The following is a 15,553-nucleotide window of genomic DNA, read 5'->3' as shown; positions in this document are numbered from 1 at the left end:
GCCGTCCCGGCCAGCACCAGTCGGCGGGCGCCCCGGCCGAGCACCACGGCGCATCGCGGATCCGCGCGGCGGCCGTGCGGTCGAGCAGCCACAGCGTGCGCTCGGTGCCGTACGCGCCGGAGGCCGGCGCCTGCACCTCGCCCGGGCCGGACAGCGCGAGCGCCACCGCGTCCGCCTTGTCCTCGCCCGCCGCCAGCAGCCAGACCTCACGCGCCGCCCGGATCGCCGGGAGGGTGAGCGAGATCCGCACCGGCGGCGGCTTCGGCGAGCCCCGTACGCCGATCACGGTCAGGTCGGTCTCCCGCACGCCCGGGTGCTCCGGGAAGAGGGAGGCGACATGGGTGTCAGGACCGACCCCGAGCAGCAGCACGTCGAAGGCCGGGACGGCGAGACCGCTGCCCCCGCCGGCCGCCTTCGCCAGCTCCTCGGCGTACCGCGCGGCGGCGGCCTCCACGTCGGAGCCGTCGACGCCGTCCGAGGCCGGCATCTCGTGCACCCGGGCCGGGTCCAGCGGCAGCTGCGCCAGCAGCTCGGCCCGGGCCTGGACCGCGTTGCGGTCCGGGTCGGCGGCGGGGACGAAGCGCTCGTCGCCCCACCACAGGTCGACCAGTGCCCAGTCGACCGCGTCGCGCGCCGGGGAGGCGGCGACGGCGGCCAGCAGGGCGTTGCCGTTGCGGCCGCCGGTGAGCACCACCGAGGCGGTGCCGCGGGCGGCCTGGGCGTCCACGATCCGGGTGATCAGCCGGGCCGCGGTCGCCTGGGCCATCAGCTCCTTGTCGTGGTGCACGACGAGCTGCGGGGCGCCCCCGGTCACGATCCGCTCCGCTTGCGCGTGGCGGCCTTCTTCGCGGTGGCCTTCCCCGTGGCCGGCTTCGCGGCGGGCCCGGCCGCGGGCTTCTTCCCCGCCGCCTTGCCGGTACCGCCCGCGGCCACGTCGTCCGAGGCCGGCTGCTCGGCCACCGGCACCTTGGCGGTCACCCGCGCCGGGGCCGCCACCGCGGCGGCCACCGGCTCGGCCGGCGCCTTCGCGGCGGACGGCTCGCGCAGCCGGTCGACCGGCGTGCGGACGGCCGCCGCGTAGATGTCGTCCGGGTCGAGCCGGCGCAGCTCCTCCGCGATCAGCTCGGCGGTGTCCCGCCGCTTGAGCGCGACCATCCGGTCCGGCGCGCCGGGCATGGCCAGCGTGCCGAGCAGCCCGTCCGGCCGGTCCAGTGTGATGTCGCCGTCCTTGGCCCGCAGCCGGACCGCGGTGATGCCGGGGCCGGCCGTGACGACCCGCTCGACCGGGACCCGCAGCCGGGTGGTGAGCCACAGGCCGAGCAGTTCCACGCTGGGGTTGTAGGACTCGCCCTCGACCACCGCGGAGGTGATCGTGGCGGGCCGCTGGTCCAGCGCGGCGGCCAGCATCGAGCGCCAGCCGGTGATTCGGGTCCAGGCCAGGTCGGTGTCGCCGGGGGTGTAGCTGTCGGCCCGCTGGGCGAGCTGGTCGACCGGCGACTCGGCGGTGACCGCGTCGGTGATCCGGCGCTGGGCGAGTGCGCCGAGCGGGTCCTGGGCCGGGTTCTTCGGTGCGTTCTCCGGCCACCAGACCACCACGGGGGCGTCCGGCAGCAGCAGCGGCAGCACCACCGACTGGGCGTGCGAGACCAGTTCGCCGTGCATCCGCAGGATGACGGTCTCGCCGGAGCCGGCGTCGGTGCCGACCAGGACCTCGGCGTCCAGCCGGGTCTCGGCCCGGGCCCGGGGCGAGCGTCCGGCGCGCCGGATGACCGCCAGGATCCGCGAGGGGTGCTCGCGGGAGGCGTCGTTGGCGGCCTTGAGCGCGTCGTAGGCGCTGCCCTCGTCGGTGACGATGACGAGGGTGAGCACCATGCCGGCGGCGGTGGAGCCGCTGGCCCGGCGGGCGTCCATCAACGCAGCGTTGATCTTGCTGGACGTGGTGTTCGTCAGGTCGATCTTCATGGCCGCCGCCAGCTCCTGCCGTCTCGTGCGAGCATCTCGTCCGCCTCGGCCGGCCCCCAGGCCCCCGCGGGGTACTGCGCGGGCTTGCCGTGGGTGTCCCAGTAGTTCTCGATCGGATCGAGGATCCCCCAGGAGAGCTCGACCTCCTGGTGGCGCGGGAACAGGTTGGCGTCGCCGAGCAGCACGTCGAGGATGAGCCGCTCGTACGCCTCCGGGCTGGACTCGGTGAAGGACTCGCCGTAGGCGAAGTCCATCGTGACGTCCCGGACCTCGAAGGAGGTGCCCGGCACCTTGGAGCCGAACCGCACCGTGACGCCCTCGTCCGGCTGCACCCGGATCACCAGGGCGTTCTGCCCCAGCTCCTCGGTGGCGTAGGAGTCGAACGGCAGGTACGGGGCGCGCTGGAAGACCACCGCGATCTCGGTGACCCGGCGGCCCAGCCGCTTGCCGGTGCGCAGGTAGAACGGGACGCCCGCCCAGCGGCGGTTGTTGATCTCCAGCTTGATGGCGGCGTAGGTGTCGGTCTTGGACGCGGGGTTGATCCCGTCCTCCTCCAGGTAGCCGACCACCTCCTCGCCGCCCTGCCAGCCGGCCGTGTACTGGCCGCGCACTGTGTGCTTGCTGAGGTCCTCGGGGAGCTGGACGGCGCTGAGCACCTTGAGCTTCTCGGCGACCAGGGCCTTGGGGTGGAACGAGGCCGGCTCCTCGATGGCGGTGAGCGCCATCAGCTGGAGCAGGTGGTTCTGGATGACGTCCCGGGCCGAGCCGATGCCGTCGTAGTACCCGGCCCGGCCGCCGATCCCGATGTCCTCGGCCATGGTGATCTGCACGTGGTCGACGTACGACCGGTTCCAGATCGGCTCGAACATCGTGTTGGCGAAGCGGAGCGCCAGGATGTTCTGGACGGTCTCCTTGCCCAGGTAGTGGTCGATCCGGAAGACCTCGTCCCGGGGGAAGACCTCGTGGACGATCCGGTTCAGCTCCTGCGCGGTCTCCAGGTTGTGGCCGAACGGCTTCTCGATCACCGCGCGGCGCCAGGAGCCGGCCGGCGGGTCCGCCAGGCCGTGCTTCTTGAGCTGCTGCACCACGACCGGGAAGGCCTTCGGCGGCACCGACAGGTAGAAGGCGAAGTTGCCGCCGGTGCCCTGCGCCTCGTCGAGGTCCTCGATGGTCTTGCGCAGGGTGTCGAAGGCGTCGTCGTCCTCGAAGGTGCCCTGGACGAACCGCATGCCCTTGGCCAGCTGCTGCCAGACCTCCTCGCGGAAGGGGGTCCTGGCGTGCTGCTTGACCGCGTCGTGGACCTCCTTGGCGAAGTCCTCGTCCTCCCACTCCCGCCGGGCGAAGCCGACCAGCGAGAAGCCCGGGGGCAGCAGGCCGCGGTTGGCCAGGTCGTAGATGGCCGGCATCAGCTTCTTGCGCGACAGGTCACCCGTCACGCCGAAGATCACCAGACCGGACGGTCCGGCGATCCGCGGCAGCCGGCGGTCGGCGGGGTCACGCAGCGGGTTGGCGGGGACGAGCAGGGGTTCGCCCTGGTCCGCCTCCGCCCCCTCGACATCCGGGTACGGCTGTGTGTTGCTCACGTGGTGGGCTCCGCTTCCAGTGCGATGGCGGTGAGCGGGGTCACTTCTCGTCGGCGAACGAGGCCAGCGACGCCGTGACGGTGTCGAGCAGTTCGTTCCAGGAGACGGCGAACTTCTCGACGCCCTCGTCCTCCAGCACCTGGACGACGTCGTCGTAGTCGACGCCGGCGGCGGCGATGGCGTCCATCACGGCCTTGGCGTCGGCGTAGTTGACGGTGATGGTGTCACCGGTGACCACGCCGTGGTCGTCGGTGGCGTCCAGGGTGGCCTCGGGCATGGTGTTGACGGTGCCCGGGGCGACCAGCTCGGTGACGTACAGGGTGTCCGGCAGGGCCGGGTCCTTGACGCCGGTGGAGGCCCACAGCGGGCGCTGCGGCTTGGCGCCGGCGGCCTCCAGGGCCTTCCAGCGGTCGGAGGAGAAGACCTCCTCGTACGCCTGGTAGGCGAGCCGGGCGTTGGCCAGCGCGGCCTTGGAGCGCAGCTCCTTGGCGTCGCCGCCGATCTTCTCCAGGCGCTTGTCGATCTCGGTGTCCACGCGGGAGACGAAGAACGAGGCGACGGACTCGATCGAGGACAGGTCCAGGCCGGCCGACTTGGCCTGCTCCAGACCGGTCAGGTAGGCGTCCATCACCGCGCGGTAGCGCGCCAGCGAGAAGATCAGCGTGACGTTGACGCTGATGCCCTTGGCGAGGACCGCGGTGATGGCGGGCAGGCCGGCCTCGGTGGCGGGGATCTTGATGAACACGTTCGGGCGGTCCACCAGCCACCACAGCTGCTTGGCCTCGGCCACGGTGGCCGCGGTCTCGTGGGCCAGGCGCGGGTCGACCTCGATGGAGACCCGGCCGTCGCGGCCGTTCGAGGCGTCGTAGACCGGGCGCAGCACGTCCGCGGCGTCGCGGACGTCGCTGGTGGTGATCATGCGGACGGCCTCGTCCGTGGTGACCTTGCGGACGGCGAGGTCCCGGAGCTGGCCCTGGTAGGCGGCGCTGCCGCCGCCGATGGCCTTCTGGAAGATGGTCGGGTTGGTGGTGACACCCACGACGTGCTTGCTCTGCACCAGCTCGGCCAGGTTCCCGCTGTTCAGCCGGTCGCGGCTGAGGTCGTCCAGCCAGATCGCCACGCCTTCGTCGGTGAGGCGCTTCAGTGCGTCGGTCATGGTGCTCAGTCCTCTTCTTCTTTTCGACTTCGTTCGTCTGCTGTGGGGTCGTCAGACGGGCCGGGGTACCCGCTGTGCGGTCGGGTACCCCGGCCCCGGCGGCGTTATCGGGAGACGGCCTCGACCGTGCGCAGCGAGGCGCGGGCCGCGCCCGCGACGGCCTCGGCGGTCAGGCCGAACTCCTGGAACAGCACCTTGTAGTCGGCGGAGGCGCCGAAGTGCTCCAGGCTGACGATCCGGCCGGCGTCGCCGACCAGCTCGCGCCAGCCCTGGGCGATGCCGGCCTCGACCGAGACGCGGGCGCGCACGTTGGGCGGCAGCACGGTGTCGCGGTAGGCCTGGTCCTGCTCGTTGAACCACTCGATCGACGGCATCGACACCACCCGGGTCGGGATGCCGTCGGCCTCCAGGGCCTCGCGGGCCTGGACGGCCAGCTGGACCTCGGAGCCGGTGCCGATCAGGATCACCTTCGGCGCCGCGCCGGAGGCCTCGGCCAGCACGTAGCCGCCCTTGGCGGTGCCCTCGGCGGAGGCGAACACCTCGCGGTCGAAGGTGGGCACGTTCTGGCGGGTGAGCGCCAGGCCGACCGGGCCGGGGTGGCTGGTGTGCCGCTCCAGCACGGTGCGCCAGGCGACCGCGGTCTCGTTGGCGTCGGCCGGGCGGACCATGGACAGGCCCGGGATGGCCCGCAGCGAGGCCAGGTGCTCGACCGGCTGGTGGGTCGGGCCGTCCTCGCCGAGGCCGATCGAGTCGTGCGTCCAGACGTAGGTGACCGGCAGCTTCATCAGGGCGGCCAGGCGCACGGACGGGCGCATGTAGTCGGCGAAGACCAGGAAGGTGCCGCCGAAGACGCGGGTGCGGCCGTGCAGCGCGATGCCGTTCATGGTGGAGCCCATGGCGTGCTCGCGGATGCCGAAGTGGATGGTGCGGCCGTAGGGGCTCGCGGACTTCAGCGGGTTGCCCTCGGGGAGGAAGGAGCTCTCCTCGTCGATGGTGGTGAGGTTGGACTCCGCGAGGTCGGCCGAGCCGCCCCACAGCTCCGGGATCACCGCGCCGAGCGCCTTGAGGGTCTCGCCGGACGCCTTGCGGGTGGCGACCTCCTTGCCCGCGGGGAAGGAGGGGACGGCCTTCTCCCAGCCGGCCGGCAGCTCGCCGACCTGGATCCGGTCGAAGTCGGCGGCGCGCTGCGGGTTGGCGGCGTGCCAGGCGTGGAAGCCCTGCTCCCACTCGGTGCGGGCGGCCTTGCCGCGCTGGATGACCTCGCGGGCGTGGTCGAGGACGGCCTCGGAGACCTCGAAGGTCTTCTCCGGCGAGAAGCCGAGGACCTTCTTGGTGGCGGCGATCTCGGCGTCGCCGAGCGCGGAGCCGTGCGCCTTGGCGGTGTTCTGGGCGTCCGGGGCCGGCCAGGCGATGATCGTGCGCATCGCGATGATCGACGGGCGCGAGGTCTCGGCCTTCGCCGCCTCGAGCGCCTCGGCGAGCGCGAAGACGTCGATGTCGCCGTCGGACTTCGGGGTGATCCGCTGCACGTGCCAGCCGTAGGCCTCGTAGCGGGCCAGCACGTCCTCGGAGAAGGCGGTCGCGGTGTCGCCCTCGATCGAGATGTGGTTGTCGTCGTAGAGCGCGACCAGGTTGCCCAGCTTCTGGTGGCCGGCCAGCGAGGACGCCTCGGCGGAGATGCCCTCCTCCAGGTCGCCGTCGGAGACGATGGCCCAGATGGTGTGGTCGAACGGCGAGGTGCCGGCCGGGGCCTCGGGGTCGAACAGGCCGCGCTCGTAGCGGGCCGCCATCGCCATGCCGACCGCGTTGCCGATGCCCTGGCCGAGCGGGCCGGTGGTGGTCTCCACGCCCGCGGTGTGACCGTGTTCGGGGTGGCCCGGGGTGCGGCTGCCGGCGACCCGGAAGGCCTTCAGGTCGTCCAGCGACAGGCCGTACCCGGACAGGAAGAGCTGGGTGTAGAGCGTCAGCGAGGTGTGCCCCGGGGACAGCACGAAGCGGTCGCGGCCGACCCAGGAGGGGTCGGTGGGGTCGTGGCGCAGGAACCGCTGGAAGATCACGTATGCCGCGGGGGCCAGCGACATCGCCGTGCCGGGGTGGCCGTTGCCAACCTTCTGCACGGCGTCCATGGCCAGGACCCGGGCGGTGTCCACAGCCCTCTGATCCAGTTCGGTCCACTCGAATACGTTCGGCGTCGTGCTCACCCTGACTCAGGGCTCCTTCCATAGTGAAGTGTGACCCCGTGAAGGGGACCGGGTCGGCCACGTCGCTGTGGACCAGACGTTTCGATGGTGCCGGTCACGGAGGGTTGATCCCGCTTCTGCGTGCGAGCCTACCGCCCTGGGGCCCCCTCACCCTGCGTGCCGGGAGCGGTGGGGATCCGGCGGGGGCGTCGCGCTCGGTCTCGTACCTGCGTCTTCGTCCTACCTTCACGGAAACTCCCCGGTCCCGCCCGTCCGAGGGGCAAGACGAGCGAGCCGTGAATTGCATATATAAGGGGCAAAACTCCTGTCCGGTCTGCGGTGATTCACCCGGCGGTGTGCGGTTCGGCTCGCCGGGGTACCCCGGGGCCGGTCGGGAGATATGGAGCGTCTAAGGTGGCGTGGTACGCGCAGAGCGGACGTATCGGCACCCACGGGTCCGGTGGGCGCCTGTGAAGGTTCATCGTGAGTTGGGGTGTTCGTGACCGCCGTCGAATCCCGCCCCGCCGGGGCGGTCGGAGCGACGCCTGCGCATCGGCCGTTCGGGGCCCGTGTCGGGGCCTTCGTCGCACTGACCAAACCCCGGATCATCGAGCTGCTGCTGATCACCACCGTGCCGGTGATGTTCCTGGCGCAGCGCGGGGTGCCCGATCCGCTGCTGGTGCTGTGGGTGGTGGTCGGCGGCTACCTGTCGGCCGGCGGTGCCAACGCGCTCAACATGTACATCGACCGCGACATCGACGCGGTGATGAGCCGCACCGAGCGGCGCCCGCTGGTGACCGGGATGGTCTCGCCGCGCGAGGCGCTGGTGTTCGGCATCGCGCTGGCGGTCGGCTCGACCGTCTGGCTCGGCCTGCTGGTCAACCCGCTGGCCTCGGCGCTGGCGCTCGGCGCGCTGCTGTTCTACGTCTTCGTGTACACCCTGGGCCTGAAGCGGCGCACCGCGCAGAACATCGTCTGGGGCGGCATCGCCGGCTGCATGCCGGTGTTCGTCGGCTGGGCCGCGGTGACGGACTCGCTGTCCTGGTCGGCGCTGGTGCTGTTCCTGGTGATCTTCTTCTGGACGCCGCCGCACTACTGGCCGCTGTCGATGAAGGTGCGCGAGGACTACGCCCGGGCCGGGGTGCCGATGCTCCCGGTGATCAAGGGCAACCTGGCGGTGGCCCGGCAGATCGTGGCGTACTCCTGGATCATGGTGGCGGTCTCGCTGGCGCTGTGGCCGCTGGCCGACACCAGCTGGCTGTACCCGGTCTCGGCCGTCGTGCTGGGCGCGGCCTGGCTCAAGGAGGCGCACGGCCTGCACGCCCGGGCCAAGGCCGGCGTGGTCGGCGCCAAGCTCAAGGAGATGCGGCTGTTCCACTGGTCGATCACCTACCTGACCCTGCTGTTCGTGGTCATCGCGGTCGACCCGTTCGTCAAGTAGCGCCCGCACCGCGAAGGGCCCCGCCGGGACGCCGGCGGGGCCCTTCGCGTGTGGTGGGCGGGTCAGCGCGGCGGCAGCGTGCTCGGGCCGACGTGGCCGTCGAGCCAGTCCTTGAGCGGCTGCGAGGCCCGCAGGAACGCGGTGATCCGCCGGTACGCCTCCGGGGTGCCCAGCCAGTCGGCGGGCTCCCACTCCTGCCAGGCCACCAGGCCCTTGTTGCGCAGCAGGTCGATCCGCGGGTGGTCCTTGGGGTAGCCGCGCGGTGCGGTCTTCAACGGGTCGCGGCCGGTGACCCGCGGGCCGGCCTTCTCCACCCGGGCGATCACCCGTTCCAGCTCGCCGCCGGTGACGTCCTCGGCGACGGCCGCCCGGTAGCGCGCCAGCTGGTCGGAGGCCAGCTGGTACATGCCGTTGCCGCAGGCCAGGCCGTCGGCGGAGAGCTGGATGTAGCCGCCGGCCGTCAGGTATCCGCCGATGTGGGTCTTGTACGGCGCCTTGTCGGCGCTGAACCGGACGTCCCGGTTGGGGCGGAAGATCTTGCCGGGCCCGAACTCCGGCTCCAGCTGCTCCAGCAGCTCGGCCATCGGCTCGCGCACCGCGCGCTCGTACCGCTCCTTGTGGGCGCTCCAGTAGGCCTTCGAGTTGTCGGCCTCCAGCCGCTCGTAGAACTCCAGTGCCTCGTCCTGCCAGCCTTCGAAAGTCACCGGACCAGGCTATCGGCGCACCGTGTGGTCCGCCGCACACCGCGCTCCCGTCGCCAGTACGGCTACCGATCGGTAGCATGCGGGCATGACCAGCGCAGAGAACGCCACCACCGCCGCGCCCGACGCCCGCGCCGAGCGGCGGGCCAAGCGCATCGCCAAGCACCTCACCCGCTTCGCCGCCCAGCACGGCGGCAGCGCCGACGGCGTCGTCGAGTACGTCGGCCGCACGGCCACCCGGATCGTCGTGGTCGGCGCGGACGGCGCCTGGGGCGACCAGGTCGCCCCCACCCACGCCGTCGGCGTCCGGGCGGCCGAACTGGCCGGCCTGAAGCTGCACGACGACTTCGAGGGCGAGCTCGGCCTCAAGGTGCGCACCGGTGCCTACGAGTGGAAGCGGATGGCCGGCCTCCAGCTCGGCGGCTGACCGGACGCGAGAAGGGCCCCGAGCGGATGCTCGGGGCCCTTCGTCGTCCGCTCCGGCCGGGGCCGGGTGCGGTCAGACCGAGGCGGTCTGCGGGGCCGGCACGGGGGCCGCGGCGGCGCTCTCCCCGTCGGCCCGGGTGCGCAGCGCGAGCGGGATCCGCAGGGCGGCGATCCAGGTCAGCGCGGCGCCCAGCATGTGCACCCCGACCATCAGCTCGGGGGCGTCGGTGAAGTACTGGACGAAGCCCAGCAGGCCCTGCAGCAGCAGGACCGCCATCAGGTCGCGGACCCGCGCGCGGGCGGCCGGCGGCGCCTTGACGGCGGCGAAGACGAAGATCACCGCGATGGTCAGGCCGACCGCGACGAAGGCCAGGTCGGCGTGGGCCTGGGCGAGCCGGTCGTAGTCCAGCGTGATCCGCCGGACCGGCTCGTCCATCGTCCCGGAGGACCCCGGGTGGTGGCCCGCGCCGGTCACCAGGGTGCCGGCCAGCACCAGCAGGCCGACCACCAGCACCAGCACCTTCGCCAGCCGCAGGATCGGCCCGGCGACCAGCGGCCGGGGCGCGCCGTCGCCCTCCTTCGACCGCTCCCACATCAGCACCGAGACCCAGACCAGCGCCATCGCCGCCACCATGTGCAGCGCGACCACGTACGGGTTGAGGTGCGTCAGCACGGTGATGCCGCCGATCACGGCGTTGCTCATCACCAGCCAGAACTGCGCCCAGCCGAGCCGGGTCAGGCCGCGCCGCCAGGTGGCCGCGCAGCGGGCCGCCAGGGTGGCCCAGGCGATGGCCCCGCACAGCACGTAGGTGAGCATCCGGTTGGTGAACTCGATGACCCCGTGCAGGCCCAGCTCGGGCGTCGGGGTCAGGCTCTCGCCGGTGCAGCGGGGCCAGGTGGTGCAGCCGAGGCCGGAGGCGGTGAGCCGGACGGCGCCGCCGGTCACCACGATGACCACGCTCATCACCAGCGCGGCCAGCGCCGCCCGCCGGACGGTCTCGGCGGACGGGTGCCAGCGGTCGGCGAGGAGGGAGGAGGGGGTACGCACCCGTTCATCCTAGGTGCGCTTACGGCCGATCTTGGGGCGGGGCGGCCGACGGCGGGAGCAGTGCCGCAGAACGGACTACCGGTGCGGATCGGACATCGGCCCGGTCGGAACCCGCGGCCGGTCGGCGGACGGGAATCGTGCCCGATCTTCCATGATTCATTTCCGGTTCGGCCCGGTTCCGTCCGAGGTCTATCCGAAAGGACATCGGGTGTGGTGAGGTCGGCGCACGATTCTGGCCACTCGGCTGAAATGAGGAACAGAGCATGGCAGGGCAGCGACGGATATCCGGCGGCCTGGTCGCCGCGGCGGCCGGTATCGGCCTGGTGGCACCGCTGGTGCTGGCGGGCACCGCCTCGGCACACACCAGCAGGACGGGCATCACCTGCGACAAGGTCACCGTCGATCTGACGGCCTACAACGCGAAGAGCAGCAACACCGTCACCCTGGTCATCGGCGCCGACACGGTGCTCGACAAGGTGGCCTTCGGCGGCTCCTTCCAGCAGGAGTTCAAGGTGGCGGCGCACACCGCCGACGTCACCGCGACCCTGACCGTCCGGACCGACGAGGACAAGGACGGCAAGAAGGGCTGGAGCTTCACCAAGCAACTGGTCGCGCACGAGTGCCCGGTGTCCCCCTCGACCCCGCCGAGCACCCCGCCCAGCACCCCGCCGACCGGCCACTCGTCGACGCCGAGCACCTCGACGCCGCCGACCGGCACGCCCGGCACCAGCCCCGCGGGCACCCCCAGCGCCTCCCCGACCGGGCCGCAGCTGGCCTCGACCGGCGGCGGCAGCAACGCGGGCGTCCTCGCGGCCGCCGGCGTCGGCGTGATCGCGGTCGGCGGCGGCGTCCTGTTCGCGCTCCGCCGCCGTCCGTCGCGCCGTCACTGACGCGACGTCACTCCCAGCGGAAGAACCGGCCGGCTGCGCCCAGCCCCAGGACGGCCCAGACGGACAGGATCCCCAGATCCGCCCAGGGCACCGAGCCCCCGTACTGGAGGACTGAGCGCAGCCCGTCGGACAGCGCGCTGATCGGCAGCAGTTCCAGCACCGGCCGCACCGCCGACGGGAACTTCGACAGCGGCACCACCACCCCGCCGGCCAGCAGCAGCAGGACGAACACCAGGTTGGCCGCGGCCAGCGTGGCCTCCGCGCGCAGCGTGCCGGCCATCAGCAGGCCGAGGCCGGAGAAGGCCGCGGTGCCGAGCGCCAGCAGGGCCAGCACCCCGAGCGGGTTGCCGTGCGGGGACCAGCCCAGCGCCAGCGCCACCGCCGACAGCAGCAGCACCTGCAGCACCTCGGTCACCAGCACGCAGCCGGTCTTCGCGGTGAGCAGCGCCCAGCGCGGCAGCGGGGTCGACCCGAGCCGCTTGAGGACGCCGTAGCGGCGCTCGAAGCCGGTGGCGATGGCCTGGCCGGTGAACGCGGTGGACAGCACGGCGAGCGCCAGCAGCCCGGGGGCCAGGAAGTCGACCCGCTCGCCGGGGCCCTCCACGGCGACCACGTCGACGGCGCTGAACAGCACCAGCAGCACGGTCGGGATGATCACGGTCAGCAGCAGCTGCTCGCCGTTGCGCAGCAGCATCCGGGTCTCCAGCGCGGTCTGCGCCAGCAGCATCCGGCCGACCGGGGCGCCGCCCGGCCGCGGTTCGTACGTGGTCACGAGCGCAGCTCCCGTCCGGTCAGCTCCAGGAAGACGTCCTCGAGGCTGCGCCGCCCGACGGCCAGCCGTTCCGGCATCACGCCGGCCTCGGCGCACCAGGCCGTGACGGTGGCCAGCAGCCGGGGGTCCACCGGTGCCTGGACGCGGTAGCTGCCGGGGACGGGCTCGCTCGCGTCGGCGCCGTCGGGCAGCACCTTGCGCAGGCCGGACAGGTCGAGTCCGGGCGGGCCGTCGAACCGCAGGGTGCTCTCGGCGCCGCCGCGGCAGAGTTCCTCGGGGCTGCCCGCGGCGATCACCCGGCCGTGGTCGACGATGGCGACCGCGTCGGCGAGCTGCTCGGCCTCGTCCATGTGATGGGTGGTCACCACCACGGTGACGCCGTCCCGGCGCAGTTCGCGCACCAGCTCCCAGGTGGCGCGCCGGGCCTGCGGGTCGAGGCCGGCGGTGGGCTCGTCCAGGAAGACCAGCTCGGGGCGGCCGACCACGGCCATCGCCAGCGCGAGGCGCTGCTGCTGGCCGCCGGAGAGGCGGCGGTAGGCGGTGCGGCCGCAGGAGCCGAGACCGAGCCGTTCGACCAGCGGGGCGACCGGGAGCGGGTCGGCGTACAGCTTGGCGGTGTGCTTCAGCATCTCGACGGCGCGCGCGCCGGCGTACACGCCGCCCGACTGGAGCATCACGCCGATCCGCGGCCGGAGCCGGGCGGCGTCAGCGACCGGGTCGAGGCCGAGCACCCGCACGGTGCCGGCGTCGGGGCGGCGGTAGCCCTCGCAGATTTCGACGGTGGTGGTCTTGCCGGCTCCGTTGGGGCCGAGCACGGCGGTGACCGTGCCGCGGGGGATGGCCAGGTCGAGACCGTTCACGGCGGTCTTGTCGCCGTACCGTTTGACCAGCCCGGCCACCTCGACGGCGGGTTCGTAGCGCATACCGGGGAGTCTAAGAGGGCGGCCCCGGGACCCGGTGCACCGCCCCGGAGTGATCGAACTCCCAGGTCAGGTAAGGCTTACCTGCGTGATTGAAGCCACGGGTGAGGCGTGGATCACGGCTTGTCGTTCCGGAAGGAATTACGCAACAATCGTGTTGTGAAATACATGCGCGAGCACGCCCAGGAGTCGGAGGCCGCCACGGCCGCCGGCGCCGCCGTGCCCGCGCCCGCGACGGAAGCCCTGGTGGACGGGCATCGGGCGACCCGGGACCGGGTCGCCCGCTCGATCCTCGACCACGGGCCCTCCTCCGCCGCGGACCTGGCCAGCCGCCTCGGGCTGACCGCCGCCGCGGTCCGCCGGCACCTGGACTCGCTGGCCGCCGCCGGTCTGGTGGAGTCCCGGGAGCAGCGGGTCTACGGCAGCCGCGGCCGGGGTCGTCCGGCCAAGGTGTTCGCCCTGACCGAGTGCGGCCGGGACGCCTTCTACCAGGCCTACGACCAGCTCGCGGCCGACGCGCTGCGCTGGATCTCGGACGCGGTGGGCGGCGGCAAGGCGGGCGAGGAGGCGGTCGCCGCCTTCGCCCGGGCCCGCTTCCTGAAGCAGGGCGAGCGGTACCAGCGGGTGCTGGCCGAGGCGGCGGACGGCATGCGTGCCGAGGCGCTCGCCGAGGCGCTGAGCGCCGACGGGTACGCTGCGACGGTGCGGCGGGTGCCCGCGGCGTCGGCGGCCAAGGCGCCGGTCGGCGCCCAGCTCTGCCAGCACCACTGCCCGGTGGCGCACATCGCCGAGCAGTTCCCGCAGCTGTGCGAGGCGGAGACCGAGGTCTTCTCCCGGCTGCTGGGCACCCATGTGCAAAGGCTGGCCACCATCGCCCACGGCGACGGGGTCTGCACCACCTATGTGCCGGCACCCGGTGCCGCACCGTCCTCCGCCCGTGGGCGGGGGCCCGGTGCCGTGCCGACTGTCGGTACGTCCCCCAACGAATCGGCTCGTCCGCGCGGAGGAACCTCGCATGACTGACATCGCACACCCGGAGCTCGAGGGCCTGGGCACCTACGAGTACGGCTGGTCGGACTCCGACGCCGCGGGTGCCGTCGCCAAGCGCGGCCTCAGCGAGGACGTCGTCCGGGACATCTCGGCGAAGAAGAACGAGTCCGAGTGGATGCTGAACCTGCGGCTCAAGGGCCTCAAGCTGTTCGGCAAGAAGCCCATGCCGACCTGGGGCTCGGACCTCAGCGGGATCGACTTCGACAACATCAAGTACTTCGTCCGCTCGACCGAGAAGCAGGCCGAGTCCTGGGAGGACCTGCCCGCCGACATCAAGGCGACGTACGACAAGCTGGGCATCCCGGAGGCGGAGAAGCAGCGCCTGGTCGCCGGTGTCGCCGCGCAGTACGAGTCCGAGGTCGTCTACCACCAGATCCGCGAGGACCTGGAGGAGCAGGGCGTCATCTTCCTGGACACCGACACCGCGCTCAAGGAGCACCCGGAGCTCTTCAAGGAGTACTTCGGCACCGTCATCCCGGTGGGTGACAACAAGTTCGCCTCGCTGAACACCGCGGTGTGGTCCGGCGGATCGTTCATCTACGTGCCGAAGGGCGTGCACGTCGACATCCCGCTGCAGGCCTACTTCCGGATCAACACCGAGAACATGGGCCAGTTCGAGCGGACGCTGATCATCGTCGACGAGGACGCCTACGTCCACTACGTCGAGGGCTGCACCGCCCCGATCTACTCCTCGGACTCGCTGCACTCCGCGGTCGTGGAGATCATCGTCAAGAAGGGCGGCCGCTGCCGCTACACGACCATCCAGAACTGGTCGAACAACGTCTACAACCTGGTCACCAAGCGCGCCGTGGCGTACGAGGGCGCGACCATGGAGTGGGTCGACGGCAACATCGGCTCCAAGGTGACCATGAAGTACCCGGCCGTGTACCTGATGGGCGAGCACGCCAAGGGCGAGACCCTGTCGATCGCCTTCGCGGGCGAGGGCCAGCACCAGGACGCCGGCGCCAAGATGGTGCACATGGCGCCGAACACCTCCTCCAACATCGTCTCCAAGTCGGTGGCGCGCGGCGGCGGCCGGACCTCCTACCGCGGTCTGATCGAGATCGGCGAGGGCTCCAAGGGCGCCAAGTCCAACGTGCTCTGCGACGCGCTGCTGGTCGACACCGTCTCCCGCTCGGACACCTACCCGTACGTCGACGTCCGCGAGGACGACGTGTCGATGGGCCACGAGGCGACCGTCTCCAAGGTCAGCGAGGACCAGCTCTTCTACCTGATGAGCCGCGGCATGACCGAGTTCGAGGCGATGGCGATGATCGTCCGCGGCTTCGTCGAGCCGATCGCGCGCGAGCTGCCGATGGAGTACGCGCTGGAGCTGAACCGGCTGATCGAGCTGCAGATGGAGGGCTCCGTCGGCTGACGTCCGGCCGCACGCAGTCCAACCCGCATCGTTAGGAAGAGAGCAC

14 protein-coding genes are annotated in these 15,553 nt (G+C 72.1%); 5 read left to right on the top strand and 9 right to left on the bottom strand.

Annotation, left to right across the window (positions count from 1 at the left end):
* The 5 genes from pgl to tkt form a co-directional block, all read right to left on the bottom strand.
* On the bottom strand, positions 1-766 hold a 766-nt coding region (gene pgl / locus AB0D08_RS30610), incomplete at its 3' end, for a 6-phosphogluconolactonase (RefSeq protein WP_359893430.1).
* A 44-nt stretch (positions 767-810) separates the two neighbouring features.
* Positions 811-1,962 carry a glucose-6-phosphate dehydrogenase assembly protein OpcA gene (opcA, locus tag AB0D08_RS30605; protein ID WP_359893425.1) on the bottom strand — a complete coding sequence of 384 codons (1,152 nt, stop codon included), beginning with the start codon at positions 1,960-1,962 and terminating at the stop codon, positions 811-813.
* Positions 1,959-3,485, bottom strand: coding sequence for a glucose-6-phosphate dehydrogenase (gene zwf, locus AB0D08_RS30600; RefSeq protein WP_359893428.1), 1,527 nt, complete (start codon positions 3,483-3,485; stop codon positions 1,959-1,961). Before zwf ends, opcA begins: the two co-directional genes overlap by 4 nt.
* A gap of 100 nt (positions 3,486-3,585) precedes the next feature.
* A complete protein-coding gene (gene tal, locus AB0D08_RS30595; RefSeq protein WP_359893423.1) occupies positions 3,586-4,701 on the bottom strand; it encodes a transaldolase in 1,116 nt (371 codons plus the stop codon).
* 104 nt (positions 4,702-4,805) lie between these two features.
* Entirely contained in the window at positions 4,806-6,902 is a 2,097-nt protein-coding gene (tkt, locus tag AB0D08_RS30590) for a transketolase (RefSeq protein ID WP_033820156.1), read from the bottom strand.
* A gap of 478 nt (positions 6,903-7,380) precedes the next feature.
* Here tkt and AB0D08_RS30585 point away from each other — a divergent pair, with 478 nt between their 5' ends.
* Positions 7,381-8,322, top strand: coding sequence for a heme o synthase (locus tag AB0D08_RS30585; protein WP_033820188.1), 942 nt, complete (start codon positions 7,381-7,383; stop codon positions 8,320-8,322).
* A gap of 62 nt (positions 8,323-8,384) precedes the next feature.
* Here the strand turns inward: AB0D08_RS30585 and AB0D08_RS30580 are convergent, their stop codons facing one another.
* Complete coding sequence (locus AB0D08_RS30580) at positions 8,385-9,026, bottom strand: DUF2461 domain-containing protein (RefSeq protein WP_033820157.1); 642 nt, start codon at positions 9,024-9,026, stop codon at positions 8,385-8,387.
* 85 nt (positions 9,027-9,111) lie between these two features.
* Here AB0D08_RS30580 and AB0D08_RS30575 point away from each other — a divergent pair, with 85 nt between their 5' ends.
* Positions 9,112-9,450, top strand: coding sequence for a hypothetical protein (locus AB0D08_RS30575; protein WP_033820158.1), 339 nt, complete (start codon positions 9,112-9,114; stop codon positions 9,448-9,450).
* Positions 9,451-9,522: 72 nt separating this feature from the next.
* Here AB0D08_RS30575 and AB0D08_RS30570 read toward each other — a convergent pair whose 3' ends face one another.
* Positions 9,523-10,497, bottom strand: coding sequence for a COX15/CtaA family protein (locus AB0D08_RS30570; RefSeq protein ID WP_359893420.1), 975 nt, complete (start codon positions 10,495-10,497; stop codon positions 9,523-9,525).
* Positions 10,498-10,760: 263 nt separating this feature from the next.
* Here AB0D08_RS30570 and AB0D08_RS30565 point away from each other — a divergent pair, with 263 nt between their 5' ends.
* On the top strand, positions 10,761-11,387 hold the full coding sequence (locus AB0D08_RS30565) for an LPXTG cell wall anchor domain-containing protein (RefSeq protein ID WP_033820160.1): 627 nt from the start codon (positions 10,761-10,763) through the stop codon (positions 11,385-11,387).
* A 7-nt stretch (positions 11,388-11,394) separates the two neighbouring features.
* On the opposite strand, the gene AB0D08_RS30560 is transcribed toward AB0D08_RS30565, so the two are convergent.
* The gene (locus tag AB0D08_RS30560) at positions 11,395-12,114 is read right to left on the bottom strand and encodes an ABC transporter permease (protein ID WP_051812274.1); all 720 of its coding nucleotides are present in this window, start codon (positions 12,112-12,114) and stop codon (positions 11,395-11,397) included.
* Positions 12,115-12,155: 41 nt separating this feature from the next.
* Positions 12,156-13,082 carry an ABC transporter ATP-binding protein gene (locus AB0D08_RS30555; RefSeq protein ID WP_033820162.1) on the bottom strand — a complete coding sequence of 309 codons (927 nt, stop codon included), beginning with the start codon at positions 13,080-13,082 and terminating at the stop codon, positions 12,156-12,158.
* A 165-nt stretch (positions 13,083-13,247) separates the two neighbouring features.
* Here AB0D08_RS30555 and AB0D08_RS30550 point away from each other — a divergent pair, with 165 nt between their 5' ends.
* Both AB0D08_RS30550 and sufB read left to right on the top strand, forming a co-directional pair.
* On the top strand, positions 13,248-14,102 hold the full coding sequence (locus AB0D08_RS30550; RefSeq protein ID WP_149038106.1) for a helix-turn-helix domain-containing protein: 855 nt from the start codon (positions 13,248-13,250) through the stop codon (positions 14,100-14,102).
* Entirely contained in the window at positions 14,095-15,507 is a 1,413-nt protein-coding gene (gene sufB / locus AB0D08_RS30545) for a Fe-S cluster assembly protein SufB (protein ID WP_033820163.1), read from the top strand. The genes AB0D08_RS30550 and sufB overlap by 8 nt, the downstream gene beginning before the upstream one ends.
* The last annotated feature ends 46 nt before the right edge of the window (positions 15,508-15,553 follow it).

It is taken from the genome of Kitasatospora sp. NPDC048540, assembly GCF_040651175.1.
Taxonomy (GTDB): Bacteria; Actinomycetota; Actinomycetes; order Streptomycetales; family Streptomycetaceae; genus Kitasatospora.
This window is presented reverse-complemented; position numbering and strand designations above follow the sequence as displayed.